Source organism: Campylobacter troglodytis (assembly GCF_006864425.1).
GTDB classification, from domain to species: Bacteria; Campylobacterota; Campylobacteria; order Campylobacterales; family Campylobacteraceae; genus Campylobacter_D; species Campylobacter_D troglodytis.
The window spans coordinates 60,607-84,863 of record NZ_QHLI01000002.1 but is presented as its reverse complement, the minus strand read 5'-3'; the positions used below and the strand labels follow the sequence as shown (position 1 = coordinate 84,863).

Below are 24,257 nucleotides of genomic sequence, written 5' to 3'. Positions count from 1 at the left end.
AATTAAAGATATATTTTATCTAAATTTAAGGACACAAAATGCGAAAATTTCAAGTGCAAAATGTCAAATGCGAAAACTGTGCGAATTTAATCAAAAACTCGCTCAAAGAGGACTTTGGTGAAATTCAGGTGGATTTAAGCGTTGAGCCTAGGGTGATTAGCCTTGACATAAATGAGGCTAAAATTAGTGAGCTTAAAGAAAGCCTAAAAGATTTAAATTTCGCCATCATAAAAGAGCTTTAATGCAAGAGCTTCGCCTTAAAATAGGCAAGATGAGCTGCGTAAATTGCTCAAATGCCGTTGAAAAGATAGCTAGAAAGATACAAGGCGTGCAAAATGCTAGCGTTTCTTATGTGAATTCTAGCGGGGTCTTTCTCGTTGATGATTTAAGCTTAAAAGGCGAGTTAGAAAAGAAAATCAAGGCTTTGGGCTATGAAATTTTACAAGATAATGAAAACATAGCTGAATTTAAGCAAAAAGAACTACTCAAACTTCGCTACAACCTCATTTTAAGCATAATCATAAGTGCTGTGGCTATGGCTTTGATGAGCTTTGCTCATAATTCCTCTCTTTTACAGCTTATTTTAGGCTGTGTGGGTGTATTTTACTGCGGACGAGACTTTTATTTAAGGGCTTTTGCTGGGCTTTTGCATAAAAGCCTTGATATGAATACCCTTGTTTCTTTGGGTAGCTTTTGTGCCATTTTTTACTCTTTTTTGGCTTTTTTTGGGGTCTTTGAGGGGCATTTGTATTTTGCCGAGGCAAGTATGATTATATCCTTCGTGCTTTTGGGTAAGTTCTTAGAAGAAGGTGCGAAATTTAAGGCAAAAAGCTATGAAAACTCGCTTTTAAGCCTTGACATTAAAATGTCTCGTGTCAAGGATGAAAGCGGAGAATTTAAAGAACTTCCCTCATCCTTTGTAAAGGCTGGTGATATAGTGCTTGTAAGAGATGGAGAAAGTCTGAGTGTCGATGGGGTGGTCGTTGAGGGTAGGGCTGAGGTGGATTTAAGCTTTTTAAATGGGGAATTTGTCCCTGTTATTAGGCAAAAAGATGATGAGATGGAAGCAGGAGCTGTGATTATCAGCGGAATGCTTGTTATAAAAGCCACTAAAAACGCTATGGATAGCAAGTTAGAAGTAATCAAAGATATGATTTTCAAGGCTAGTAATGCCAAAATGCCTATTGCAAGGCTAGTGGATAAAATTTCTGCTTATTTTGTGGGGGGTATCTTGCTTTTTGCACTCGGCGTCTTTGTGTTTTGGGTGCTAAATCAGGGGCTAAATTCAGCCTTTTTGCACGCTAGTGCGGTTTTGCTTATCTCTTGTCCTTGTGCCTTGGGGCTTGCTACGCCCATAGCCCTTGTGCTAGCCATATCAAATGCCACAAAACATTTCGTGCTTATTAAAAATCCCGCCTCTTTGGAGCTTTTGCGTAGGGGGGATTTTTTCATCTTCGATAAAACAGGCACTTTGAGCAATGAGGATTTAACCGTCTTTTCGCACAATCTCAAAGAAAGCGATTTTGAGCTTTTATGCGAGCTTGAAGCCTTAAATTCTCACCCCATAGCAAGGGCTTTAAGTGCTAAAAAGGCTATGAATTCAGCCTTAGAGGGCGAGCTAGAAAGCATAGCAGCGAGGGGACTTTGCTTTAAGAGCAAAGAGGGCGTGTATTTGGCAGGAAATGAGGCACTTTTAAGGGAAAATGATATAGTTGTAAGTAAAGAACACAAGGATTTCATCTTTAAAAATTCAGAGCAAGCACCTGTGGTGGTGTATTTTGCCAAGGATAAAGAGTGTCTAGGCGTTGTGTGCTTGGCAAATGAGCTTCGCAAAGAGGCTAAAAAGCTCGTTGATTTCTTGCATTCAAGGGGCAAAAAGACGGTTATTTTAAGTGGGGATAATGAAAAAAGCGTTAGCTTGGTAGCAAAGGCACTCAATATAGCTGAATTTAAGGCAAATTTAAGCCCACAAGATAAGCTAAACTTGCTTAAAGAGTATCAAAAAAAGGGCGTTTGCGTCTTTGTAGGTGATGGCATAAATGACGCAGCGGCTTTAAGCCTTGCAAATGTGAGCTTTGCTATGAACGCAGGCAGCACCCTAGCAAAGGGAGCTGGGGACTTTGTGCTAATGAAAGATGATTTAAATGCCATTTCTTATGCCTTTAAGCTCTCTCAAAAAAGCTTTGCCATCATCAAGCAAAATCTTTTGTGGGCTTTTTTTTATAATCTTTGCTGCATACCTGTGGCAGCTGGTTTGCCAAGCCTTTTGGCTAGTTGGGATGCCTTTACTAGCCTTTTATCAAGCCTTGTTGGCACACAAAGTGCTAGTGCGTGGGCGCTAGCTTTGTCAAATTTCGTCCTAACCCCACACCTAGCAGCCCTTGCAATGTGCTTTTCATCCATAGCCGTGGTGTTAAATTCATTAAGGCTTCGTAGAAAATTATAAACGCATTCTTTTAAAGGCTAGAATTTGATGAGTTTAGGCTAGATTTAATTTAGATTAAATTTAAGCGGCTTAGCTTTTATCATTTTTGACAAGATTTTATATAAATTTTGTTTTTTTGCTTTATTTAAAATTTGTTTCTTTTGAGTGAGTTACACATCTTGTTGCTTATTTTAACTTTGTTTGTGCTTTGCGTAAATTCTTTGCAGTTGTAAATAAAGCGAGACATAAAATAACTTTTAACAGTTTTTACTTCCCCATTTAATTTAGAATTTTTTCATATGTTTTAGCAAGAGTTTAAATTCAAGCTCTTTGACAAAGCTTAAATTTATGAATGTAGCCTAACTGTTTGTTTTAATTTTAAGGTGTATTTAAATGCACCCTTGTTTAAAAGAGCTTAAATTTAAGCTTTAAAAGAGTTTTAAATCACACAAGGGGCAATTTAAAAAAGCTAAATTTAACTTAGAGATCTTATTATCTTAACCCCATCGTTTAAGCCTACTATTATGCTTGCTCCGTTTTTTGTGGCTATGTCTCCTGCTACGAAGATGCCCTTGACATTGCTTTGCTTGTTCTCATCAAAGCTAGGAATGCCTTGTTCATCGACAGTTATGCCACATTTTTGCAAGAAATCCACAGGGGTTGAGCCTCCTATGGCATAGATAATTCTATCGTAAATATCTTGCGTGCCATCGTTAAAAAGCACCTTTGCCTTGCCACCCTCATCCAAAACCTCGTTTATATCTACTCCAAGTTTGAGTGCCACCTTGCCTGACTTTCCAGCCTCCTCAATGTCCTTTAAATTCGTGTCATTTAGCCTAGTAAAGCTAGCTTTTCTATAACAAAGCGTGATTTTGCAAGTGCTTGATAAATCCACCGCATACTCAGCGGCTGAATTTCCACCACCTACAACGAGGATCTTCTCATTTGCTTGCACGGAGTTGGCGTTGTAGTTTATGATTTTGTTTAAAGAGCTTGGTAATTTGTAGCTTGGCTTGTTTGGTTTGCCCATTCTGCCGATGGCTACGATGATATTTTTGCACTCAAAGCTTGCTTTAGCGGTGCTTACTATGAAGCTCTCGCCTTGTTTTTTGACACTTTCCACCTCGCAGCTAAGCTCAGGCGTGATACCGTGGGTATTTAGAGCCTCTTGCAAGGTTTGCAGGGTGCTTTCTTTCGTGCCATCCTCAAAGGGGATATGTCCTAGATTGTTGCTGTCGTGTCCCTTGTAAGCCTTATCAACCCTCTTGCCGTCCTTGTAAAACACCCTCAGGGTTTGGCAAATTTCAGCCCCCTTTTCAAGTAGCACGACCTCTTTACCAGCTATCTTGCCCTCCACAGCAGCACCTATGCCAGCAGGTCCAGCACCTACAACAAGCAAATCAACTTTTTTCATATTTAGCCTTTTTTTGAATTTTTTGTGTATAATTTAATAAAAAATTCGTTAATCAAGGATTAAGAATGAGGCAAAGTTTAGAAAAACTTAAAAAAAATACTAAAAAATTACTAAATTTAAGCCCCAAAGACAAAGAAGAAATTATCTTGCGTTTAGCAGAAGCCTTATTTAAGGACAAAGAGGCTATTTTAAAGGCTAATGAAAGGGATTTAGCAAGTTTTACAAAGAGCGAGGCTTTAAAAGATAGGCTCTTGCTAAATGAAAAGAGGCTTAATGCCCTTTGTGCTAGTTTAAGACAAATCGCTCTTTTGGAGGATCCTGTTGGTAGGGTTTTGGAGGGCTGGATAAATTATGCAGGACTTAAAATTGAAAAGGTTGCCGTGCCCTTGGGCGTGGTGTGCGTGATTTATGAAGCACGACCTGCAATTAGTGCTGAGCTTATAGCCTTGCTTTTGAAAAGCTCAAATGGGGGCATTTTAAAGGGAGGTAGTGAGGCTAAAAACACGAATTTTGCTATATTTGACTGCGTTAAGGCTATCTTAAAAGACTATGATTTAGATACTTGCTTTTTGATGATGAGCGAAAGAGCCGAGCTAGACGAGCTTTTAAAGATGAATGATTTAATAGACATCCTTGTGCCAAGGGGTAGCTCTGCTATGATAGCGGAGATTGAAAGCAAGAGTAAAATCCCGCTAATCAAGCACGACAAGGGTCTGTGTCATATCTTTGTAGATGAGAGTGTGAATTTAAGACAAGCTGTGGCTATCATCATAAACGCAAAATGCCAAAGAGTAAGCGTTTGCAATGCTTTAGAGAGTTTGCTAGTGCATAAAAACATAGCAAAAGAGCTTTTTTCCTTGCTTAAAGATGAGTTTGAAAAAAACAAGCTTGAACTTTACGCAGATGAGGAAAGTTCTAAGCTTTTAAAGGACACTAAACTCACACTTCACAAGGCTACGAGCGAGGATTACTCCACAGAATGGCTTGATTATAAGCTCTCCATCAAGCAAGTTTCAAGCATCAGCGAGGCTATAGAGCATATAAATGCCTATGGCTCGGCTCATTCAGATGCCATACTATCAAATGATGCCGCAAATATCGCCCTTTTTCAAAGGCAGGTAAATTCAGCTTGCGTGTTTGTCAATGCCTCAACTCGCTTTTGCGATGGAGGTGAGTTTGGCTTTGGGGCTGAGGTTGGCATTTCTACAAGTAAGCTTCACGCCCGCGGTCCTATGGGACTTAGAGAACTTTGCACCTATAAATATCTTATCAGCGGCGAGGGACAGATTAGGGGCTAAAAGGGCTAAATTTTTTCTTAAATTCAGCAAAATGTGTCAAGTTTTGCTAAATTTTTTTAAATTCAGCCTTTGCCTTGAATTTTTGTTTTAAATTCAGCCAATTTGCTGAATTTTTTGCGAATTTGCCTTTGAATTTGGCATTTTTAAATTTAGAAAGATTTATAAATTAAGGAAAAAGTAATGAAAGCAAAGGCAGAAATAATAGAACAAATTCGTCAAAAGCAGATCGAACAAATTAAGGCTGAGGTAAGAGAATTTGGAGATTTTAAAACCCAGTATGAAAGGCTACAAAAGTTTAGAAATGAGCTTAGAAAATTCTATAAATACAGCTTTTTTGATAAACTTTTTATCCCAAAGCTAAGTAGAATTTCAACAGGAGATTTGCTAGATCATCACAGTGTAGCTTATTTTGCCCCTTTTGATTTTAAAAGAGCTTCTTGGAATTTGGGGGGGGGGGGGGGGTGATTCACCCTTAAATCAGACCTCGCCTTTAAATAAAACTTCAACTTCAAATAAAATCTCATTTTTAAATAAAATTCTATCCTTAAACAAAGCTACAAAAATTCAACTTCGCTATCCTTATGAGCATATTAAAATTTTAAGCGACAAGCTCGCTGAAAGCGGATGCCGACTTATCTATGTGTCCTTGCCCTTAAAGGGTATGATCTATCCTGAATACGCTGTGGATGAGAGATTTTTTATCAAGGACGCTCCAACAGCACCGCAGTTTCGCAAAATGACCTTGAAGCTTTTAGAATCAAAGGTTGAAGTGCTTGATTTTTATCCCATTTTTATGCAAAATAAAGACAAAAATCTTTTTCGCTTTGGACACAATATATCCACAAGTGGCTGCGAGTTAGTGGCTAAAACCGTAGCTAATTACATTAAAGATACTAGTATTTTTGAGGGTAAAACTAGGGCAAATTTTACACAAAAATTAAGTTATACAAATAATAACGGTGAGACAAGAATGTGCCTAAGAAGCAAGATTTACAAGGACGATAAGCCCTATATAAGTCATAATTTAGCTGGTGTAAATAGGGTGCAAGAGCTTATCAAAGCCTATGAGCTTTTGCCATATAAAATCGCAGACACAAACAACGACATAGGCATTTTTGGAGACTGTAATCTGCAAGGTTTTCACTACAAGGCAACGGGCATAGCCTCTAATCTTGCGTATTATTTGGGGCAAGAGATTGATTATTTGGGTAGAAAACTTATCTTTGAAAATGCTGAGGATAAATTCGACCAAGAAGCTTATGCTGAGTGCAAAAAGCACAAAATAGTCATTTGCATAAGCTTTTTGACGGGTTCTTTTGTGCGAAGTTCTACGGTTGAGAGTAAAAAAGAAATATATAAAAGATGCAAACAAATAGTATTTGGGAATTGGACAAGCACTAAGATAACTGAGATCTTTTACAATGGCTGGAGCGATCTAAGGCTTTGAATTTTTTGTGCCTTGTGAAAAATTTGCATTCTCTCTCAACTAAAAGCTTGTTTTACAATAAGATTTTGACTCAATGAAACTTAAATCAAGGGGTTTTTAGTTAGAGCCTATGAAAAACAAAGTGTCGTTTGCAAACTGTCTTAAAAGAAATTTAGGAAAATTTTGTGTTATTTTTTACTTCTTGCTACGCACTCGTTCTTTTCAAGAAAGAATGCTAAAATGCAACGAATGCGTTTACACACAAATGCTAAAACAGTGCTTGGCAAAAGAGTTTCTAGTTATTGTAAAGGACTTTGCAGGGCTTGAATGAAGGTAAAATTTATAGAAAAGTTTTAAAGCTTATGAAGGCTTGGTGAATTTTTTGTTTTATCTCACTCGCAACAGTGTAGTAGAAGGAACAAAGGCACATTATAGGGTAAAACACGCCAAATTCGAGTTTGCAAACAGACGAAGCCATATAAACGAAATAGAGAACTTTTTTGCTTCGTCTTACTCGTTTTGCAACTGCGTAGTAGAAGGGGCTATGTGAATTTTAAATTTGCTAAATTTTGTAGAATTAAAAAAGAAAATTTAATCCTTCATTTAAAAGAAACGAAATTAAGACGAAAAATTCAGGACAAAATTTTTATCAAAATTTATTAAAATTGATAAGCCAAAATCCTATTTAAAGTATCTTGATCCTAAAATTTTATACCCTAAATAAGTCTTGCTAACTCATCAAGTATAATTATAAAGCCTTGAATTTTTTAGCATTTTAGAAAATTTGCAAAGATTTGCTCTTATATAATTTTCATTCACCTTCTTTCAAAACACCCTCACCTTTCTTTTTGCGTTCTTTTAAAGAGCTTTTACTGAAATTTAGCAAATCCTGCGTATTTTTTATGTAAAAGGGTAGCTTTGAGAAGCAGTGCAGCATTATCTGTGCGGCTGCTCTTGCGTCTGCTAGGGCTCTGTGGTGCGTGCTTTGTATGCCTAAAAGCTCTTTGAGTGTAGAAAGGGAGTATCTCGCACTTGGCAAGAGGCGGCGTGCAAGGTTTATGGTGCAAAGACGTTGATTTAAAAGCACTCCAAAGCCACATTTATTAAGAGATGCCGAGATAAAGCCATAGTCAAAGCCCACATTATGAGCTACAAAGATACTATCTTTTAAAAAAAGTCTAAATTCATTAAGCACCGAGGGCAGGTGTGGCGCATTTTCAAGCATAGCCGTGCTAATTCCTGTTAGCTCGCTGATGTTGTCAGGCACCTCACTTGCACGAACAAGACTTTCAAATTTGGCAATTTCCTTGCCATTTTGTATGCGAACTGCCCCTATTTCAATGATTTGCCCGTTTTTAATGCTGCCCGTGCTTTCTATATCCACGACACAAAAGCTCTCATCTTTGATCTTCGTGCTTTTACTTTTTAGACATATCTCATTTTTTGAATTCAAGCAAACATTAAGCCCCAAAAGCCTGACATTATCTAAATCAAAGTCTATAAGCTCAAATTCCTCAATCTTGCTAAATTCTTGCTCAAAACACTCATAGGGCATACTTTGCTTTGCTAACTCGCTTATTAGGCTATCGATTTGTTGCTGGCTCAAAGCTCAAACTTTAAAGATGAAATCGCTGATTTGTAGTCCTTTGAGCCAAAGATATAGCTGCCAGCTACGAGTATATCAGCCCCTGCTTCGTTTAAAGAGCTAGCATTTAAGCCATTTATGCCCCCATCGACCTCTATGAATACCTTTGCGTTTTTTTTGTCTATTAGCTGCCTTAACTCTTTAACCTTGTCTATTACTAGGGGCAAGAAGCTTTGCCCTGAAAAGCCCGGATTTACGCTCATTAAAAGCACCAAATCCACAAATTCAAGTAAATGAACAAGGCTTGAAATGGGCGTGTGAGGGTTTAAAACTATGCCAGCATTTATACCCTCTTTTCGCAAAAACTCGCAAAGCCTTATGGGATGGGCTTCGCCTTCTATATGAAAGCTTAAAAATTTAGGCTTTAAGGGCAAAAAGAGCCTTGCGATTTTGCTAGGCTCATTTACCATTAAATGCACATCCAAGGGGAGTTTGCTTATATTTTTAAGGTCCTTAATCACACAGGGTCCAAAGGTTAAATTGGGCACAAAATGCCCATCCATCACATCTATGTGAAGTAAATCCGCTCCAGCCTCGCTGATGGCGGTGATTTCTTGTTCTAAATTTAAGAAGTTGGCGGATAATAAGCTAGGGGCAACATACATTTTTTGTTCCTTTCTTTTGACGGCTTGTCTTTGAGCGAATTTCGCGGAAGTTCGCTAAAATCTCACGGCGGCAGGTTGCATCGCCTAGCCTTGTTCGATTTTAGCTTCACAACCCACGAACTTCATCTCAAATACTTCGCCTTGTCATCTTTTGTTTAAATTCTTGCAAATTCGCATTTTTTCATAGCAAAAACGCACTTCGTCCATTAAGCCCCCTCCCTTGCGGAGGGGGTTTGGGGGTGGGTTGTTTTAAAGCAACGCCCACCACATTGTCATTGCGAGAATTTGCGTAGCAAATTCGTGGCAATCTATAAAAAATTCAGGCTTTCGCTTGAATTTAAACGGACTTCGTCCATTAAGCCCTCTCCCTTGCGGAGTGGGTTTTGCTTCAGCTTGCACCTTGCAACCCGTTGGGTGGGGTGGTATTTATAAAGCAACGCCCACGCCGTCATTGCGAGATTTTACGAAGTAAAATCGTGATGTCTGTTTGCAGTTGCGAGTGAGACATTAAGAAAAAATCCATAAATTCAGACTTTGCTTGAATTTTCACGCCGTCATTGCGAGAATTTGCGTAGCAAATTCGTGGCAATCTATAAAAAATTCAGGCTTTACTTGAATTTAAAGCACACTTTGTCGAAATTTAAATTCACAAAGCCACTTCAAAAATCAAATTTTAAGCAAAAATTCATAAAAATTTCATAAAAGCTTTAAAATTTTAATTTATTTTGCTAAAATGCTTTTTTATTTTAAATTCAAAGGAAACAGTATGTCAAGAATTTGTCAAATCACAGGCAAGGCACCACTAGTAGGCAACAATGTCAGCCACGCAAACAACAAAAGAAAAAAACGTTTCTTACCAAATCTTCGCACAGTTCGCATCACTCTTGAAGATGGCACAAGCAAAAAGATAAGAATAGCAGCCTCCACTTTAAGAACGATGAGAAAAAATAATTCTCGCTAGTTTTTTGTAGCTATACAAAAATAATATTTTTTAAATTTTTGTTAATTTTTGGCATTTTTTAGCTATAATTTGTATCAATTTTAATTTTTAAGGACTGAGTATGTGGCACGAATATAGGGATTTGATGACAGAGCTTAAGGGCAAGGATGGACGCTTTGATAGCTTGTTTGAAAAGCATAATGAGCTTGATGATAAGATAAAGGATGCAGAAGAGGGTAGGCTTTATTTGGATGATCTTGAAATAACAAGGCTAAAAAAGGAAAAATTACACATTAAAGAGGAGCTTGGTGCATACTTGGCTGGATATAAAAAAGAGAAAAAAGGATAGGGCTTATGTTTGGTTTTAATAAAAACACTTCAAATGGGGCAGCAAATACAAACCAAGAAATACAAAGCCTTAGACTTCAAGTTTCCCAGCTTAAGGCAGAAAATGCCAAGCTTAAAGAACAAGCCGATGGCTTAAATCAATGCGAGGTGCAAAAAGGCTTACAAACTCAACTACTTACAACACTTTTAAACGGCGTTTTAGAAAACATAGCCATAGTTCAAGGCGATATGAATGAGAATGTAAATCAAGCAAGAACCATATCTGATTTTTCAAATTCTGCTATTGAATCTATGAACGGTCTTAGCGAGATTACAAACTCCATTAATTCATCACTTAGCGACATCATAGAATCAGCCAATAAATCAAGAGACACAGCTACAAATTTACACAAAAGCGTTGAGGATATATCAAATGTTATCGATCTAATCAAGGCAGTTTCAGATCAAATCAATCTTTTGGCATTAAACGCTGCCATTGAGGCTGCAAGGGCGGGTGAGCATGGACGAGGCTTTGCTGTGGTGGCTGATGAGGTTAGAAAGCTTGCTGAAAAAACTCAAAAGGCTACCTCTGAGGTAGAGATGAATATAAATTTACTCAAACAAAATGCAAACGAAATGACCTCTCAAAGCGAGCAAGTTGAGAAGGTTTCTATGAGTTCTAGTGAGCATATTGGCGAGTTTTTGGATCATTTTAACAAGATGAAAGAACAAGCCCACGCTAGCAATCTAAACTCCTCAGCCATAGTATCTGAAACCTTTGTTTCATTAGTAAAGCTTGATCATGTCGCCTTTAAACTAAATGGCTACAAAGAGATCTTTGCTAGATCTGGCAAACAACTAAGCGATCATTTTAGTTGCCGTCTTGGAAAATGGGTAGCTGGGGATGGAAAGAGGATCTTTGGTGGCAACCTAGCCTTTTCTCAGATAAATGATCCACATCAAAAGGTGCATGAAAATATGAACGAGGCTGTGGCTATAGCTGCTACAGCAGAAAGTGAAGCAAATAACAAAACCATACTTGATAAATGTAAGGCTACAGAGGAAGCTTCTTCTAAGCTTTTTGGTGTATTTAAGGATATGATAGCCATAGCTAGAAAGGAAAGTGGCTTAGATGAGAGCTTGGCAGCCCTTAAAAAAGAAGAAAAGCAAGAGCCCAAAGAAACTAAATCATAAGGCTGACTTAATTGCACTTAGAACAAAGGGTTTTGAATTTAAAGCCTATTAAAAAATAAAGCTTTCTTTGCAAATTTCGCTAAATATAAGTGAGGTTTTGAAGTATTGTTTGCGTTGTTATACTGGCAACTTTGCAAGAAGGCTTGATTTAGAGGCAAAAAGACGCTGGGCTTTGTCAAATTTAAGAGCAGAGTTTGTGTGAAATTTTCAAAAAAATTTACATTTTAATCGCCAAAGAGTGTGGAAAAGTCTTTGAGTGCTGATATTGAAAGTTGATGAGGGCTACTTTTTGTTTCCCTTGCGTTAGCAACTGTAAGCAGAAGTGATTTATAGAGTGTGCAGAATGCATGGGTGTGAGACTTACAAGAAAACATTTGTATTTTTGCTTCGTGCTACGCTCTAGCCCCTTTACGAGAAGCGATGTTAAAGCAAAATCGCACGATTTTATATGTAGGTTGTCAAACATTGCTTGGACAAAGAATTACTGCCTATTATAAGGGACTTTTAGAGCTTAACGAATGCGATATCTACGGCGACAGCTCGAAAGTTTAGATGGTTTGGTAGATTTTTACTTCGTATTATGTGTCTTGCAACTTTGCAAGAAGGAACAAAAGCTCATTATATGGTTAAACACAACAAAAACGATTTTGCAAAAGGGCGAAACTATATCAATGAAATTATGATTTTTTGTGTTCTTGCAAATTCAAAGCAAAAGTTTGCGAAAGTTTGTTTAACTAAATTTAAGATATAAAAATTTTGTCTTTCGCTCAAAGCAAATTAATACGAAAATGTTTAGGAACAAAGTTTCATCAAAATTTATTAAAGTTGATAAGAGAAAATCTTGATAAGTTTAGGCTCAATCTAACCTAAGCTCTAATAAAATAACTTTAAGTTATGATTTACAAGGTGACAAACAAGTATATTAATGGTTTAAGAATTTTCAGAGGCTCAATTTTAAAGGTATCTTAAGTATTTCTGCCTCGATATTAAAGCCATAAAAATTGCAAAAGTTTGTCATATTTCACATAATTTTTTATCTAAGATGTTTAAGTAACTTAGAAACTTAACTCTTAAAGAATGCAAAAAATATTTCAAAAATTCATAGAAGTTGATGAGAGTTATTTTTATAACGCTAGGCTCGTAACTGCGTAGTAGAAGGTGCAAAAAGAGTTCGTGACAAAATAGGAAGCTGACAAGAAAACACTTGTTTTTTACTTCGTGTTCTTGTCCCTTTGCAAGAAGGAATGCTAAAATAGCGTGGCGATTGATACTTTTAGCTAAAATGACCTAGGATTCTTCCTAAGCTATTTTAACAAAATTTTATACAAATTTTCACTCTTAGCTCTAAATTCAGTTTATTTCAAATGCGTAAAAAGAAAAATTCCCTTTAATGCCGTGAAACTGACTTAATCTAGCCTTTGTAAGGTCCCTAGAAATTCACAATTTCGTTTATGTGATTTCGTCCCTTTGCAAACTAGTTTTTAGAGTGTTTTACAAGGTCTTGTGCCTTTGCATACAAATCCACCAAGCCACCATAAGCCTTCCAGTTGTCGCTGTAAATTGTGGCATTTTTTACATCTGCAAAGTCCCTTATGATAGCTAGTAGCTCTTTGGCATAGCAAGTGTTTTAATGTATAAACGCTAGCCTAGCGTTTTAGCAAGCCTTTTGCTTACAGTTACAAGAGGCTTAACGAAGTAAAAACACAGGTGTTTTCTTGCCAACCCAACGCCAATTGCACACTCTGCGAACCACTTCTACTACGCAGTTGCGAGTGTAAGGAAGCAAAAAATAATTCTTATCAACTTCCATTTCACCGCTCATTTTCTAAATAAACTTCGTTTTGCTGATTTTTCACACTCTTTGGTGATTAAAATGCGAATTTGCTTGAAAATTTTACATAAGCTTTGATGACGAATCTGACAAAGATCGGTAATTTTTTCGCTTCTAAATCGAGGCTTCTTGCAAAGTGAGGGGACTGAAAGGCGAAGCAAAAATATACTTCAAAATTCCTTAAATTTCTTTTCAGAAATTCGGAAGCGAATTATATACTTGTTTTTCATTTTGCTATCCATACTTTAAAATGATATTGTATCAAATTAAAATATCTTGAGCCAAAAATGCTATCCTTCACTTAAAGCACATTAAAACTTAAATTTTAGGACAAAATTCTCATTAAAATTGATAAGTGAACATTATATTAACATATCTTGAGGCTTAAATTCAATTGAAACGCATATTTTAATGTTTTATGTAGTTCTCATTATGTAAATTTAGAATTTAAGCTTTAAAATTTTAAATCATTTAGCCTAAATCTTAAACTAAGCTTATGAAATTTAAATGCCCCAAGCTACAAGAAGCTAATCAAGAGTTTTAAAGCCGTATTTTTCAGCCTTATTTTTCATAAACCAAATGTATGCAAACTCAAAATTCACAGCGTGAATCACCCTCTTGCAAAAGCTTTCAAAGTCAGCCACTTTTACAAAAACAGTTTCAATCTCCTCATCATCTATCCCACCTCCTTCTCCTTTTTTATCATCCTCTGTGATTTCTGCGTAAAAAAGGCTTTGCTTGCTTGTGCCTGAGCCAAAGCCGCTGTAAAATTCACCGATTTTTTCTATGAAATGAGGCATATAGCCAAGCTCTTCAAGGCATTCTTCCTTGGCTATATCTTCTAAGCTTAAATCCTTATCCACAAGCCCAGAGCAAAGCTCGACAGAATATCCCAGCTCATTTTGTGGCAAAGATATATGATTTCTTATTTGATAATCCCACAAGGGCACTCTAAACTGCTTTACAAAGACAAAGCTTTGTTTTTCCTTATGATAGAGTAAAACGCTGACACTGTCTAGACTTTGTATGAAGTCCCACCAATGCTTCTTGCCATCCTTGATAAAACTAAATCTTTTTACCCTTATATAGCCTGAGCCTTTAAATTCTTCTTCTTTAAGTGTGGTGGTGTCCATTTTATCTCCTTTTGTGTTGATTATAACAAAAAAATGTAAAAACTTTTTTTAAAGGATCTTTGAGGCCCTTTAAATTCACAAGATTATTAAAGCTTAAATTTTCTTTTTATCAAAAATAGCTTTTAAGTTTAGCGGACACAGTAAAAGGTTGCGAAGTTTTAAATTTAAATAGTTACAAAGTTGTTACAAAAATAACTGTGTTTTAAATTTTTAGGCTTTTTAAGTGTCATTTTAGTAAATTCTAAGTTATAATTAAGCAAAAAATTTAGGATCCTTAATGAAAAAAAACTTCGCTTGGAATGCTAGCTTATATGAGAGATTTTTAAATGAAAGAAACCTAGCCCTTAAGGACCTCATCTTTCGCATACAGTGTGCTTTAAGGGAGTTTAACAAAGATCCAAGTAAACTTAGTAGGATCTTAGATCTTGGTTGTGGTCCTGCAAATGCTGTGCCTTTTTTAAGAGAGCTTTTTAAAGAAGCTAAGATCATAGGCATTGATAGCTCAGCTGATATGATAAAAAAGGCTAGTAGCACAGCTTACAAAGACTGTGAGTTTATCCTACACGATGTAAATGAGGGGCTTGAAAGCCTTGGTAGCTTTGATCTTATCTTTGCAAATGCTTCTATTCACTGGATAAGGGATCAAAAAAGGCTTTTTGATGATCTTTTTAGGGTGCTCAATATAAACAAAAGCAGTAAAAATAAACAAGAGGCTAATAAATTCATAGCCGTTCAAATTCCACTTGATCATAAGTCCATCTTTCACAACGAGCTTCAAGCCTTGGCAAAAGATCCTAAGTGGAAGGGCTTTTTTCCAAGTGCGAGGGCTTTTAGCTCACTTTCAATGAAAGAGTATTATGAGCTTTTATCAAGCAAGGCACTTAAACTTTGGTTTTGGGAGGTTGAATATGTGCATATCTTAGATGATACTCAAACTGTTATTGAGTGGTATAGGGGTTCAGGGCTTCGTCCTTATTTAGAAAGATTAGGCGAGGAAAAGGGCAAGGACTTTGAAAAAGATTTACTTGCTAGGCTAGATTTAAAGATTTTAAAATCACAAGATAAGAAGGTGCTTATGCAGATGCCTAGGCTATTTTTCGTGGCAGCTTTTAATTAAAAGGAGACAAAATGCCAATTTTTAACAGTAAAAAAACAGCAATTTTAGTAGTAGATATGCTAAATGACTTTGTAACAGGAGTTTTGGGTTGTGATGGTGCTAAGAGCATAATTCAAACCAACGCCACCCTTTTAAATGAGGCAAGAAAGCACAAGATCCCTGTGATCTTTTGTAACGATGCACATTATGAGGGCATAGATCTTGAATTAAAGCTTTGGGGAAATCACGCCATCAAAGGCACAAAGGGTGCAGAGGTTATCCCAGAATTAGAGGCAAAGGCTGTGCAAGATGGGGGGCTTGATTATATAGTTGATAAAAGAAGATACAGTGGCTTTTTTGCAACCGATCTTGATTTGTTGTTGCGTGAGCTAGGGGTTGAATCTGTTATCCTAACAGGGCTTCACACTCATATGTGCGTTAGACATACCTCAGCGGATGCTTATTTTAGAGGCTATGAGGTGATAATAGCAGAAGATGCCACAAGTGCCTTTACACCTGCTGATCACGAAAGTGGGATAGCTTATTTAAAGCTTTGTTATGGGGCAAAAATTCACAAGGTAGCTGAGCTAGTTAGCGATATGTAGCTTAAATCAGATCTTTGCTACAAGCTAAATTCCTTAAAAATGCCAGCTTGTAGCAAGATCTTATTAATTAAACATTACAAATCTTGTTCAATCTTTCAAATTCAAATGTCTCAATTTAACTTAAGCGGATTATTCCTTATCATTGTTGGCAAGATTTTATATAAACCTTGTCCTTGAATTTTCGTATTGTATCTAAATTTTGTTTCCTTTACATGAAGGACAAAATTTTCTTTTTTAATACTTTTAATTTTACTTAATCTATACTAATCCCTTCTTTTTACAGTTGCGAATACAACGAATCAAAAAAATTCACAATTTCGTTTATATGATTTCTGCCTAATGCAAACTCGTTTTTGCTATGTTTGACTCGGTAATGTTTTTTAGCACCAAAATCTACTAATCCATCATAAGTAGCCAAGCAATCACTAAAGAATTATGCTTCATTTATATTGATAAAATGCTGTATGATAGGCAAAAGCTTATTTGTAAAACAATTTTTTACGATTTGCGTATAAACTTGCCCATTTTGTTTTAATATACCTTCTCGCGAAGTTGTGAGTGTAAGGAAGCAAAAAAATACTTCAAAATCTCTTTAAATTTATCTTTTGCAATTCTTAAACGATTAATATACTTGTTTTTCACCTTGTAAATCATAACTTGAAGTTATTTCATGTGAGTTTAAGTTAAAGAGAACCTTATAAAACCAGCACTCTTTTAAAATTGGCGATTGATACTTTTAGCTAAAATGACCTAGAATTTTTCCTAAACCATTTCAACAAAATTTTATACAAATTTTCGTTTTTAACCTTGACATTGTATCTAAATTCAGTTTCCTTCAAATGAAGGTAGAAAAATTCCTTTGCCGTGAAACTGAGTTAATCTAGCCTTCGCAAGGTCCCCAGAAATTCTCTATGCCGTTAATGTGGCTTCGTCCGTTTGTGAACTCATTTTTGGAGTGCTTTACCCTATAATGCGCCTTTGCTCCTTCTACTACGCAGTTGCAAGACGAAACGAAGCAAAAAATCCACCAAACCATCATAGGATTTTAATTCATCGTTGTAAATTTCACCTTCTTTAAGCTCTGAAAAGTCCTTTATAACCGGCAATAATTCTTTTGCAGAGCAATGTTTGAGCGTATAAACTCGTGCGATTGCATTTTAGCATTCCTTCTCGCAAAGGGACAAGAGGCTTAACGAAGTAAAAACACAGGTGTCTTTTTACCAGCCCCACGCCCACGCTTTCCACGCACACCACCGAAGTAGCTCTCATCAACCTCGATTTCACCGCTCATTTTCTAAAGAAATTTCGTTTTGCTGATTTTTTCGCACTCTTTAAGGGTTAAAAGCTTGTTGCACTATCCTATTCACGCAAGGGCGAGAAACCTTGCACAAAACAGCGATTTTGCTTACGCAAATATCAGCACAAAAACACTCTAAAATTGATTAAATTTTCGCTTTTAAATGTAGGACAAAAATATATACTAAGATCGATTTTATCAAGCTTTGGGCTGTAATTATATTAGCTAAAAGTATCAATCGCCTTAAAATATATACCCTTAAGTATATCACATTAAAAATTTATTAAAACAGTTTTGCAAGACAGTTTTTAATAAAATAAGCCTTGATTGTTTTGGACTTAGTTAAGCAGATCTTACATTAAAGAGGAATTGTAAGTATACAAATTAGCATTTTCTAAGACAAACTTAAAAATTCAATTCTTACCCCATAAAATCAAAGCTTGGCTTTAAATTTAAAAAAATCTTGTTTGTTTTGTGTATAAATGAGAGACTGTGTAGTTTTTGTTAAAAATCAAAGTGAGGGATTTTTTGCCAAAAGATTGAATTTGTTCTTAGTGTGTAGTTTTTCAAAATCAAACTAAGCAAAAAATTTGACAAATTGCAAAGCCTTTTTTATAAATTCAAAAGCTTTATTTTATCTTGTTTTGACAAAGTTTTGACAAAGGCATTAAAACCATCAAATATGTTTTACTTGTCTTGTGGTGGGTCTTGTACGTAGGTGCAAGGCAAGAGTGGGGTAAATGTATCCTAAGCGAGTGGGGGTGCGTGTTTAAAAGATTTGGAGTATGCGTTTAAATGCGTCAAATAGTCTTTAAAAGATTTAAATATGTTTAAATATGTTTAAATATGTTTAAATATATTTAAATAGCCTTTAAAAGATATAAAAGCGCTTAAAAACGGCTTTGTGTAGGGCTTTTAGCCTTCAAAGCTTAGTCCTATAATTACAGCTCTTAGCTCATCCTTTTTTGCCAACAAGTGCGATAAACTCGTATTTTTCATTGTCGCAGATTAGCTTTAAATGCCCTTGTTTGTGTAGCTATTTTACATATAGTTCTTCATCAAGCCTTGTTAGCACTATTTACCCCACCCCCCTTTAAATTTAGTGCTAGTTTGTGCCAAAAGCCTAGCACTTGGGAGCAGATCCTGTGTCATAAAATCAGCACACCTCCCTTAAAAATGCCAAGTTAGCTTGAGAGTTTGGGATTTTAAAAGCGAACGCTTAACACTATAAAAAGCTCACACCTTCCTCGTTAAACGCACATTTCTAGAACTTGTAAAGTTCTCATCATAAACGGATATGTTGATAAATGGGGACTTGGGGATTGATGATGCTTTTTACTATTTACGACAATTTAAGCATTTTTTCAAAAAAAGATCTCAAATAAAAGGCTTTAAAATTCACAAGTTGAATTTTTTTAGTGCTCAATTAAACTTAAACCAAAGGGTTTTTAAGTTATGAGGACACCTATGAAAAACAAATACATAGTCCGTTTCCGAATTTCGCAGATATAATTTATGGAAATTTTGAAGTATTTTTACTTCGCCAGTCCCCTCGCTTTGCAAGAAGCTTTGATTTAGAGGCGAAAAAACGCTCTATTTTGTCAAACTTTAGGGCAAAGTTGTGTGTAAAGGAAATTCGCATTTTGATGGCCAAAGAATGCGAAAAAATCAGCAAAACGAAGTTTCTTTAGAAAATGAGCGGTTAAATCGAAGAGGGTGAGAGTTATTTTTTGCTTCGTTTCGTCTTGCAACTGCGAACAGAAGGTGCAAAAAGAGTTTGTGGAAAAATGGGGCGTGGGGCTGGAAAATGTCCGTGTCTTTACTTCGTGCTACGCGTCTTGCAACTGCAAACAAAAGGTTTGCTAAAACGCTAGCTGGCGATTGATACTTTTAGCTAAAATTTTAGAGGATTTTTCCTAAGCCATTTTAACACAATTTTATACAAATTTTCGTTTTTAACCTTGATATTGTGTCTAAATTCAATTTCTTTCAAATGCGTGAAAAGACAAATTCTCTTGCCATGAAACTGACTTAATCTAGCCTTTGTAAGGTCCCTAGAAATTCTCTATGCCGTTAATGTGATTTCGTCCATTTGCAAACTCATTTTTAGAGTGTTTGACCCTGTAATGTGCCTTTACTCCTTCTACTACGCAGTTGCAAGACGAAACAAAGCAAAAAATCCACCAAGACACCGTAGGCTTTGAAGCTTATCGCTGTAAATTTCACTTTATTCAAGCTCTGAAAAGTCCTTTATGATAGGCAGTAGCTCTTTCGCAGAGCAAGTGCTTGAGCGTATAAACGCTAGACTAGCGTTTTAGCATACATTCTCGCAGAGGGACGAGTGCGTAGCACGAAGTAAAAACACAGACGTTTTTAGCTCCACGCCCACGCTTACCACGCACTCTTTTTGCTCCTTCTGCTACGCAGTTGCAAGACGAAACGAAGCAAAAAATAACTCTCACCCTCTTCGATTTAACCGCTCATTTTCTAAAGAAACTTCGTTTTGCTGATTTTTTCGCACTCTTTAAGGGTCAAAAGCTTGTTACACTATCCTATTCACGCAAGGGCGAGAAACCTTGCACAAAACAGCGATTTTGCTTACGCAAAGATCAGCACAAAAGCACTCTAAAATTGATTAAATTTCCGCTTTCAAATATAGGGCAAAAATATATACTAAGATCGATTTTACCAAGCTTTTAGCTGTAATTATATCAGCTAAAAGTATCAATCGCCCGCTAGCTTAGCGTTTATATACTCAAACACTGCTTGGCTAAAGAGCTATTGTCTATTATAAAGGACTTTGCAAAGATTGAAGAAAGTGAGATTTATAGAAAAGCTTCAAAGCCTATGATGGATTAGTGAATTTTTTACTTCTCTTGTCCCTTTGCAAGAAGGAGCAAGGGCATGTTATAGGGTAAAGCATAGTAAAAAAGAATTTGCAAAGGGATGAAATCACATCAATGAAATTGTGAATTTCTGAGGCTTTGGAAAGGCTAGATTAGGGGGTTTCACGGCAAGAGAATTTTTCTTTTTACGCATTTGAAAGAAACTGAATTTAAATCTAATGTCAAAGTTGAGAATTAAAATTTGTATAAAATTTTGTTAAAATGGCTTAGGAAAAATCCTAGGTAATTTTAGCTAAAAGTATCAATCGCCTAAATTTCAACAAAATTTGATGATAATTTCGTCATAAATTTTTCGCCTCAATTTTGTTTCTTTTAAATTTAGCTAAACGAAACTTCGCAACGCTCCTTTTGTTTGCAGTTATGAATATTAGAGAAGCAAGAAAAGCTCACAATCGCATTGATATGATTTCGCCCCTTTTGCAACTTTGAATTTGGCGCATTTGTGCCTTTATACCTTTTTGCAGAGTTTTGAGTATAATGCGGAATTTGGTTTTTTATAAGAAAAATCCTTAATGCCTCTTAAAAGAATGCTAGATAATTTAAAGCAAGAAATAAAAAATCATTCACAATTTTCTTTACCTTTGGTGAAATTCGCAAACGAAACTTTGTTTTTCATAGCTTCAACCGTAAAGTAACAACCCTTTGACAAGTTAAATTAAGCCTTAAATTTGCTCAAAAAACCTTCAAGTTATAGTTTAAAATTCAACAAAACTTATGAGCTTCTGTGCTCATCTAAAAAACAAAGCACAGCCTTTACCACATAAAGCCTATTTACAGCTTCGGTGAAGATCTCCTCGCTATGTGCCTCAAAGATCTCCTCGCTTACCTCAAAGCCTCTGTAAGCTGGTAAGCAGTGCAAGAAGATAGCCCCTGAATTTGCTAAGTTCATAGCCTTTTTGTCTATGATAAACTCAGAAAAGTCCTTGATCCTTTTTTCCTTTTCATCCTCTTGTCCCATAGAGATCCAAGTATCTGTTATGATCACATCTGCGTTTTTTATAGCCTTGTTTTTATCATTGTGTAGTTCTATTTTAGCATCTGAGCTTTTTGCCATATTTGTAGCAAAGTCTAAGATCTCAGGATTTATCTTGTAATTTTCAGGCACAGCTACGCTAAGATCAAGCCCTAAGATAGCAGAGGCTATGAGCCAAGAATTGCACATATTATTTGCATCTCCTACAAAGGCTATCTTGCCTGTTTTGTTATACTCTTGTATGGTGAGTAGATCCCCAAGAACTTGGGTTGGATGATATAGATCGCTTAGCCCGTTTATCACAGAGCATTTGGAGTAGCTTGCAAATTCCTCTAAGCTCTTGTGTGAATTTACACGAAGCATCACAAAATCCACCATAGCCCCTATCACCCTTGCTGTGTCCTTCACAGGCTCTCCTCTGCTTAATTGCAAGTCATTATGACTTAAAAACAAGGCCTTGCCTCCAAGCTGAGTCATAGCAAGTTCAAAGGCCATTCTAGTGCGGGTTGAATTTTTTTCAAAGATCATAGCCAAGCTTTTGTCTATTAGCATTTTGCGTGGATTTTTTTTAATATCAGCAGCAAATTTTAAAAGATCTAAGATCTCATCCTTGCTAAAATCTCTTAGACTTAAAAAATGTCTCATCTTTCATCCTTTGAATTTTTTGAAACAAAAATTATACAGTTATTTTGAAAAAAATAAAAGTATATTTATGTAAATTCACAGCATAATGATTTTGGTTTAGCTTATGAAACAGTGAGGTGAAATTTGTTAAAAAGATGAAAAACTAGTTCTTGCTAGTTTAAATTCACAAAAGTTCGTGTTTTGATGGCTGAAATAATGCCTAAATTTAAAGACTTAAAATTCACATAAATTTGAGTTTTGATGGTTTCAAAAAAAGGCTAAGTTTACATTTAAAGACTTAAAATTCACACAAGCTTGAATTTTTACAGTTTAAAAATAGACCAAGCTTACATTTAAAAGCTTAAAATTCACGCATTTAAGAAAATTCAAGGCTTTTTTAAAATACATCAAAGCCTTTAAATTTAACAAGCCTTACTGCTAGGGTTGAGCCTACTAAGTTATACTCAAAGCTATCTTTAAATCTATCAAAAAGCTTTTTGTAGCTTTGTGCTTTAAAATCTTTGAGGCTTAAATTCCTTGTTTGTTTGAGATAAACTCCTATTTGAGCTACCTTGCAAAAGCCTTCACTGTCGCATTTTGCATCCAGTTCTTTAAGAACTTCTTTTAGGATTTTTTCAATCTCTTGATCATTTATTGAATGTTGTTTTAAGGGATTTGATCTGTTTTGTTTGTTTGAGCTTATAATTTGAGGAAGGGGGATGAAAAGATCACAACAGTTTTTTAAGCTCTCATTTGCCTTATCCTCTGCAAAGATTATGGCTTCTCGTCCGTTTGCTTTGATTTCTTGTGCTAACACTGAAAAATCACTGTCGCTTGAAACAAGCACTATGCCGTCCACAATGCCCCTTGCAAGTTCTTTCATTACGCTTATGGCTATTGCAAGATCGGCACTGTTTTTGCCACTTTTGCTAAAAACTTGCATGGGCTTAATGCCTTGCTTTTGCACTAGATCTTCACTCCAATCACTTGGCCTTGCCCAGTTTTTAAATGCCCTTGCGATAATTACTTTTTTGTTCTTGTTTGATAGTTCTTTAAAGACATACTCCACATATTTTGCAGAGACATTTTCGCAGTCAAAAAACACCGCTACTTTCATTTTCTTTCCTTATTCTAGGCTTTTTTAAGCTTAGATAAATTAAAGCCATAGTTTCACAAAATTTTAAAACCAAAATTCAAGGCTTTAAATACTTGAATTTTAAAACCCAAATTCAAGGCTTAAAAGCCTTGAATTTAGATAACCTTTAACTAGCTCTAAAAACTAGCCTTTAACTAGCTTTAAAGCTATAAAGCCTTAAATTCACTCACAGCATCAAGCCTTTCCCAAGGATAGTCCTTTTGTCCTACTTGTCCTCTGGCAGCTACATTTGCGTAAAGAAAGGTGTCCTTGCTAGGCTTGTCAAGGGCGAATTTGTTTTTTATCCAGTTTGGAGTAAGCGGATAGGTTTTCATCACAAATTCGCTAAGCTTGTCATCATCTACACTCGTGTTCGTCCCCATACAATCCACGCTCACAGAGGTAGGCTGTGCCACGCCTATGGCATAGCTTAGCTGCACCACGCATTTTTTGGCTAGCCCTGCGGCGACTATGTTTTTAGCAAGCCATCTTGTAGCGTAAAGTCCGCTTCTATCAACCTTTGTGTAGTCCTTTGAGCTTTGAGCGCCGCCACCTATTGGCGAATAGCCTCCAAAGCTATCTACTATGAGTTTCCTGCCTGTTAGCCCGCTATCGTGCAAGGAGCTGTGATTGACATATTTTCCTGTGGGGTTGATTAAGATCCTTGTTTTTTCAGGCTTAAAGAGCTTTTTTGGCAAATCAGCTTCTAAAATAAGCTGCATTACAAGCTTTCTAACCTCGTCTATGTGAAGACTTTCAACGCTTGGAGCGGACACCACTATGGTGTGAATGGCTTGAGGCTGGCAGTTTTCAAAATTGCTCTTCGTGCCATAATCCACAGTAACTTGGGTCTTTATATCAACGCCAAGCTTGTCAGGGTGCTTTAAGGCGTAATCATACACCTTATCGCAAAGCCTTCTTGCATAGCTAATGGCTGCTGGCATATACTCGTCTGCCTCGCAGCTTGCAAAGCCAAACATTATGCCCTGATCTCCTGCTCCTATTTCGCCACTTTGCTGATCAACGCCTTGATTTATGTCAGGGCTTTGCTCGTTTAAAAACACAAGCACCTCTATTTCACCGGGGTGCAAGCACTGAGACCTTGTGAAAAAGCCCTTGCCATCGTAGCCTATCTTGGCTAATGCCCCTTTGACAAGGCTTTCATAATCAGCCTTGCTAAGCCTGTGTTTTGACTTGACCTCTCCGCCGATGACAACCTTGTTGCCAGCGACAAAGACTTCACTCGCCACCCTTGAGTCTTTGTCATTACTCAAGAGTATATCCACTATAGTATCAGCGATTATGTCCGCACACTTGTCAGGGTGTCCGGGGCTTACAACTTCGGAAGTGAATAGATACATTTTTTTCCTTTCGGGTAAATTT

At 36.4% G+C, this 24,257-nt stretch carries 29 protein-coding genes and 4 pseudogenes; 18 read left to right on the top strand and 15 right to left on the bottom strand.

The features are described 5' to 3' along the window. Window positions 1–38 precede the first annotated feature (38 nt). Together DMC01_RS00865 and DMC01_RS00860 are read left to right on the top strand one after the other, a co-directional pair. The gene (locus tag DMC01_RS00865; protein WP_142692417.1) at window positions 39–242 is read left to right on the top strand and encodes a cation transporter; all 204 of its coding nucleotides are present in this window, start codon (window positions 39–41) and stop codon (window positions 240–242) included. Further along, complete coding sequence (locus tag DMC01_RS00860; RefSeq protein ID WP_142692416.1) at window positions 242–2,446, top strand: heavy metal translocating P-type ATPase; 2,205 nt, start codon at window positions 242–244, stop codon at window positions 2,444–2,446. The genes DMC01_RS00865 and DMC01_RS00860 overlap by 1 nt, the downstream gene beginning before the upstream one ends. Before the next feature lie 454 nt (window positions 2,447–2,900). Here DMC01_RS00860 and DMC01_RS00855 read toward each other — a convergent pair whose 3' ends face one another. After that, window positions 2,901–3,839, bottom strand: a complete 939-nt coding sequence (locus tag DMC01_RS00855; protein WP_142692415.1) for an NAD(P)-binding domain-containing protein — start codon at window positions 3,837–3,839, stop codon at window positions 2,901–2,903. Between the two features lie 65 nt (window positions 3,840–3,904). Here DMC01_RS00855 and DMC01_RS00850 point away from each other — a divergent pair, with 65 nt between their 5' ends. The 5 genes from DMC01_RS00850 to DMC01_RS13010 all read left to right on the top strand — a co-directional run bounded on the left by DMC01_RS00850 (window position 3,905) and on the right by DMC01_RS13010 (window position 7,113). Further along, window positions 3,905–5,137 (top strand): glutamate-5-semialdehyde dehydrogenase, encoded by a 1,233-nt coding sequence (locus DMC01_RS00850; protein WP_142692414.1) that lies wholly within the window; start codon window positions 3,905–3,907, stop codon window positions 5,135–5,137. Window positions 5,138–5,317: 180 nt separating this feature from the next. Further along, window positions 5,318–5,602, top strand: coding sequence for a hypothetical protein (locus DMC01_RS00845; RefSeq protein WP_142692413.1), 285 nt, complete (start codon window positions 5,318–5,320; stop codon window positions 5,600–5,602). Beyond that, window positions 5,547–6,584 carry an alginate O-acetyltransferase AlgX-related protein gene (locus DMC01_RS00840; RefSeq protein ID WP_185908563.1) on the top strand — a complete coding sequence of 346 codons (1,038 nt, stop codon included), beginning with the start codon at window positions 5,547–5,549 and terminating at the stop codon, window positions 6,582–6,584. Before DMC01_RS00845 ends, DMC01_RS00840 begins: the two co-directional genes overlap by 56 nt. Window positions 6,585–6,693: 109 nt before the next feature. Continuing rightward, the gene (locus tag DMC01_RS00835; RefSeq protein ID WP_142692411.1) at window positions 6,694–6,894 is read left to right on the top strand and encodes a hypothetical protein; all 201 of its coding nucleotides are present in this window, start codon (window positions 6,694–6,696) and stop codon (window positions 6,892–6,894) included. Window positions 6,895–6,936: 42 nt separating this feature from the next. Then, window positions 6,937–7,113, top strand: a complete 177-nt coding sequence (locus tag DMC01_RS13010) for a hypothetical protein (RefSeq protein ID WP_185908561.1) — start codon at window positions 6,937–6,939, stop codon at window positions 7,111–7,113. 261 nt (window positions 7,114–7,374) lie between these two features. Here DMC01_RS13010 and DMC01_RS00830 read toward each other — a convergent pair whose 3' ends face one another. Continuing rightward, window positions 7,375–8,169, bottom strand: coding sequence for a 3'-5' exonuclease (locus DMC01_RS00830; protein ID WP_142692410.1), 795 nt, complete (start codon window positions 8,167–8,169; stop codon window positions 7,375–7,377). After that, window positions 8,166–8,813 carry a ribulose-phosphate 3-epimerase gene (gene rpe / locus DMC01_RS00825; protein ID WP_142692409.1) on the bottom strand — a complete coding sequence of 216 codons (648 nt, stop codon included), beginning with the start codon at window positions 8,811–8,813 and terminating at the stop codon, window positions 8,166–8,168. Before rpe ends, DMC01_RS00830 begins: the two co-directional genes overlap by 4 nt. Window positions 8,814–8,843: 30 nt before the next feature. Here rpe and DMC01_RS15685 point away from each other — a divergent pair, with 30 nt between their 5' ends. Next, on the top strand, window positions 8,844–8,972 hold the full coding sequence (locus tag DMC01_RS15685; protein WP_282432211.1) for a hypothetical protein: 129 nt from the start codon (window positions 8,844–8,846) through the stop codon (window positions 8,970–8,972). A gap of 22 nt (window positions 8,973–8,994) precedes the next feature. On the opposite strand, the gene DMC01_RS15680 is transcribed toward DMC01_RS15685, so the two are convergent. Genes DMC01_RS15680 through DMC01_RS13005 form a run of 3 tightly spaced genes read right to left on the bottom strand, consistent with a single transcriptional unit; the run spans window position 8,995 to window position 9,402 of the window. After that, window positions 8,995–9,120 (bottom strand): hypothetical protein, encoded by a 126-nt coding sequence (locus DMC01_RS15680; RefSeq protein ID WP_282432210.1) that lies wholly within the window; start codon window positions 9,118–9,120, stop codon window positions 8,995–8,997. A gap of 1 nt (window position 9,121) precedes the next feature. Continuing rightward, window positions 9,122–9,250 (bottom strand): hypothetical protein, encoded by a 129-nt coding sequence (locus DMC01_RS15675; RefSeq protein WP_282432209.1) that lies wholly within the window; start codon window positions 9,248–9,250, stop codon window positions 9,122–9,124. Window positions 9,251–9,261: 11 nt separating this feature from the next. Then, window positions 9,262–9,402 (bottom strand): hypothetical protein, encoded by a 141-nt coding sequence (locus DMC01_RS13005; RefSeq protein WP_185908559.1) that lies wholly within the window; start codon window positions 9,400–9,402, stop codon window positions 9,262–9,264. Window positions 9,403–9,579: 177 nt separating this feature from the next. On the opposite strand from DMC01_RS13005, the gene rpmB reads away from it, so the two are divergent. The 6 genes and pseudogenes from rpmB to DMC01_RS15665 all read left to right on the top strand — a co-directional run bounded on the left by rpmB (window position 9,580) and on the right by DMC01_RS15665 (window position 11,826). After that, window positions 9,580–9,774 (top strand): 50S ribosomal protein L28, encoded by a 195-nt coding sequence (gene rpmB, locus DMC01_RS00820; protein ID WP_142692408.1) that lies wholly within the window; start codon window positions 9,580–9,582, stop codon window positions 9,772–9,774. 100 nt (window positions 9,775–9,874) lie between these two features. Further along, window positions 9,875–10,102: an HP1242/YdcH family protein gene (locus DMC01_RS00815; RefSeq protein WP_142692407.1), complete on the top strand. Its 228-nt coding sequence runs from the start codon at window positions 9,875–9,877 to the stop codon at window positions 10,100–10,102. Between the two features lie 425 nt (window positions 10,103–10,527). Then, window positions 10,528–10,755: pseudogene (locus tag DMC01_RS16330) on the top strand (methyl-accepting chemotaxis protein); the annotation flags it as partial. Beyond that, window positions 10,753–11,274, top strand: coding sequence for a CZB domain-containing protein (locus DMC01_RS16325; protein ID WP_427846084.1), 522 nt, complete (start codon window positions 10,753–10,755; stop codon window positions 11,272–11,274). The pseudogene DMC01_RS16330 and the gene DMC01_RS16325, both read left to right, overlap by 3 nt. 67 nt (window positions 11,275–11,341) lie before the next feature. Continuing rightward, window positions 11,342–11,476 carry a hypothetical protein gene (locus DMC01_RS15670; RefSeq protein ID WP_282432208.1) on the top strand — a complete coding sequence of 45 codons (135 nt, stop codon included), beginning with the start codon at window positions 11,342–11,344 and terminating at the stop codon, window positions 11,474–11,476. Window positions 11,477–11,694: 218 nt separating this feature from the next. Next, window positions 11,695–11,826: a hypothetical protein gene (locus DMC01_RS15665; protein ID WP_282432207.1), complete on the top strand. Its 132-nt coding sequence runs from the start codon at window positions 11,695–11,697 to the stop codon at window positions 11,824–11,826. 1,135 nt (window positions 11,827–12,961) lie between these two features. Here DMC01_RS15665 and DMC01_RS15660 read toward each other — a convergent pair. Both DMC01_RS15660 and DMC01_RS00805 read right to left on the bottom strand, forming a co-directional pair. Then, window positions 12,962–13,096, bottom strand: coding sequence for a hypothetical protein (locus DMC01_RS15660; RefSeq protein ID WP_282432206.1), 135 nt, complete (start codon window positions 13,094–13,096; stop codon window positions 12,962–12,964). A 536-nt stretch (window positions 13,097–13,632) separates the two neighbouring features. Next, complete coding sequence (locus DMC01_RS00805; RefSeq protein ID WP_142692405.1) at window positions 13,633–14,238, bottom strand: NUDIX domain-containing protein; 606 nt, start codon at window positions 14,236–14,238, stop codon at window positions 13,633–13,635. A gap of 277 nt (window positions 14,239–14,515) precedes the next feature. Here DMC01_RS00805 and DMC01_RS00800 point away from each other — a divergent pair, with 277 nt between their 5' ends. Beyond that, complete coding sequence (locus DMC01_RS00800) at window positions 14,516–15,355, top strand: methyltransferase domain-containing protein (protein ID WP_142692404.1); 840 nt, start codon at window positions 14,516–14,518, stop codon at window positions 15,353–15,355. A gap of 11 nt (window positions 15,356–15,366) precedes the next feature. Next, on the top strand, window positions 15,367–15,939 hold the full coding sequence (locus DMC01_RS00795) for a cysteine hydrolase family protein (RefSeq protein WP_142692403.1): 573 nt from the start codon (window positions 15,367–15,369) through the stop codon (window positions 15,937–15,939). A 110-nt stretch (window positions 15,940–16,049) separates the two neighbouring features. On the opposite strand, the pseudogene DMC01_RS00790 reads toward DMC01_RS00795, so the two are convergent. The 3 genes and pseudogenes from DMC01_RS00790 to DMC01_RS16315 all read right to left on the bottom strand — a co-directional run. Beyond that, window positions 16,050–16,480: pseudogene (locus DMC01_RS00790) on the bottom strand (IS1595 family transposase); the annotation flags it as partial. Between the two features lie 339 nt (window positions 16,481–16,819). Then, window positions 16,820–16,975: a hypothetical protein gene (locus DMC01_RS16320; RefSeq protein ID WP_185908557.1), complete on the bottom strand. Its 156-nt coding sequence runs from the start codon at window positions 16,973–16,975 to the stop codon at window positions 16,820–16,822. 165 nt (window positions 16,976–17,140) lie between these two features. Further along, window positions 17,141–17,224 (bottom strand): annotated as a pseudogene (locus DMC01_RS16315) (IS1595 family transposase); the annotation flags it as partial. Window positions 17,225–17,249: 25 nt separating this feature from the next. On the opposite strand from DMC01_RS16315, the gene DMC01_RS15655 reads away from it, so the two are divergent. Further along, on the top strand, window positions 17,250–17,375 hold the full coding sequence (locus DMC01_RS15655; RefSeq protein ID WP_282432205.1) for a hypothetical protein: 126 nt from the start codon (window positions 17,250–17,252) through the stop codon (window positions 17,373–17,375). A gap of 1,577 nt (window positions 17,376–18,952) precedes the next feature. After that, complete coding sequence (locus DMC01_RS12995) at window positions 18,953–19,102, top strand: hypothetical protein (protein ID WP_185908555.1); 150 nt, start codon at window positions 18,953–18,955, stop codon at window positions 19,100–19,102. A gap of 28 nt (window positions 19,103–19,130) precedes the next feature. On the opposite strand, the pseudogene DMC01_RS14625 reads toward DMC01_RS12995, so the two are convergent. The 4 genes and pseudogenes from DMC01_RS14625 to metK all read right to left on the bottom strand — a co-directional run. After that, window positions 19,131–19,650: pseudogene (locus DMC01_RS14625) on the bottom strand (hypothetical protein); the annotation flags it as partial. Window positions 19,651–20,854: 1,204 nt separating this feature from the next. Continuing rightward, window positions 20,855–21,760, bottom strand: coding sequence for an ornithine carbamoyltransferase (gene argF, locus DMC01_RS00780; protein ID WP_142692402.1), 906 nt, complete (start codon window positions 21,758–21,760; stop codon window positions 20,855–20,857). Between the two features lie 376 nt (window positions 21,761–22,136). Continuing rightward, the gene (locus DMC01_RS00775) at window positions 22,137–22,856 is read right to left on the bottom strand and encodes an NYN domain-containing protein (protein ID WP_142692401.1); all 720 of its coding nucleotides are present in this window, start codon (window positions 22,854–22,856) and stop codon (window positions 22,137–22,139) included. A 185-nt stretch (window positions 22,857–23,041) separates the two neighbouring features. Next, window positions 23,042–24,235 (bottom strand): methionine adenosyltransferase, encoded by a 1,194-nt coding sequence (gene metK / locus DMC01_RS00770; RefSeq protein ID WP_142692400.1) that lies wholly within the window; start codon window positions 24,233–24,235, stop codon window positions 23,042–23,044. Window positions 24,236–24,257: the final 22 nt, after the last annotated feature.

Excerpts from the sequence above, each read along its gene's own strand:
- DMC01_RS00865 (WP_142692417.1), top strand. The coding sequence starts at position 39 with ATGCGAAAATTTCAAGTGCAAAATGTCAAATGCGAAAACTGTGCGAAT.
- DMC01_RS00860 (WP_142692416.1), top strand. The coding sequence starts at position 242 with ATGCAAGAGCTTCGCCTTAAAATAGGCAAGATGAGCTGCGTAAATTGC.
- DMC01_RS00855 (WP_142692415.1), bottom strand. The coding sequence starts at position 3,839 with ATGAAAAAAGTTGATTTGCTTGTTGTAGGTGCTGGACCTGCTGGCATA.
- DMC01_RS00850 (WP_142692414.1), top strand. The coding sequence starts at position 3,905 with ATGAGGCAAAGTTTAGAAAAACTTAAAAAAAATACTAAAAAATTACTA.
- DMC01_RS00845 (WP_142692413.1), top strand. The coding sequence starts at position 5,318 with ATGAAAGCAAAGGCAGAAATAATAGAACAAATTCGTCAAAAGCAGATC.
- DMC01_RS00835 (WP_142692411.1), top strand. The coding sequence starts at position 6,694 with ATGAAAAACAAAGTGTCGTTTGCAAACTGTCTTAAAAGAAATTTAGGA.
- rpe (WP_142692409.1), bottom strand. The coding sequence starts at position 8,813 with ATGTATGTTGCCCCTAGCTTATTATCCGCCAACTTCTTAAATTTAGAA.
- rpmB (WP_142692408.1), top strand. The coding sequence starts at position 9,580 with ATGTCAAGAATTTGTCAAATCACAGGCAAGGCACCACTAGTAGGCAAC.
- DMC01_RS00815 (WP_142692407.1), top strand. The coding sequence starts at position 9,875 with ATGTGGCACGAATATAGGGATTTGATGACAGAGCTTAAGGGCAAGGAT.
- DMC01_RS16325 (WP_427846084.1), top strand. The coding sequence starts at position 10,753 with ATGAGTTCTAGTGAGCATATTGGCGAGTTTTTGGATCATTTTAACAAG.
- DMC01_RS15665 (WP_282432207.1), top strand. The coding sequence starts at position 11,695 with ATGTTAAAGCAAAATCGCACGATTTTATATGTAGGTTGTCAAACATTG.
- DMC01_RS15660 (WP_282432206.1), bottom strand. The coding sequence starts at position 13,096 with ATGAGCGGTGAAATGGAAGTTGATAAGAATTATTTTTTGCTTCCTTAC.
- DMC01_RS00805 (WP_142692405.1), bottom strand. The coding sequence starts at position 14,238 with ATGGACACCACCACACTTAAAGAAGAAGAATTTAAAGGCTCAGGCTAT.
- DMC01_RS00800 (WP_142692404.1), top strand. The coding sequence starts at position 14,516 with ATGAAAAAAAACTTCGCTTGGAATGCTAGCTTATATGAGAGATTTTTA.
- DMC01_RS00795 (WP_142692403.1), top strand. The coding sequence starts at position 15,367 with ATGCCAATTTTTAACAGTAAAAAAACAGCAATTTTAGTAGTAGATATG.
- DMC01_RS16320 (WP_185908557.1), bottom strand. The coding sequence starts at position 16,975 with ATGGTTTGGTGGATTTTTTGCTTCGTTTCGTCTTGCAACTGCGTAGTA.
- argF (WP_142692402.1), bottom strand. The coding sequence starts at position 21,760 with ATGAGACATTTTTTAAGTCTAAGAGATTTTAGCAAGGATGAGATCTTA.
- DMC01_RS00775 (WP_142692401.1), bottom strand. The coding sequence starts at position 22,856 with ATGAAAGTAGCGGTGTTTTTTGACTGCGAAAATGTCTCTGCAAAATAT.
- metK (WP_142692400.1), bottom strand. The coding sequence starts at position 24,235 with ATGTATCTATTCACTTCCGAAGTTGTAAGCCCCGGACACCCTGACAAG.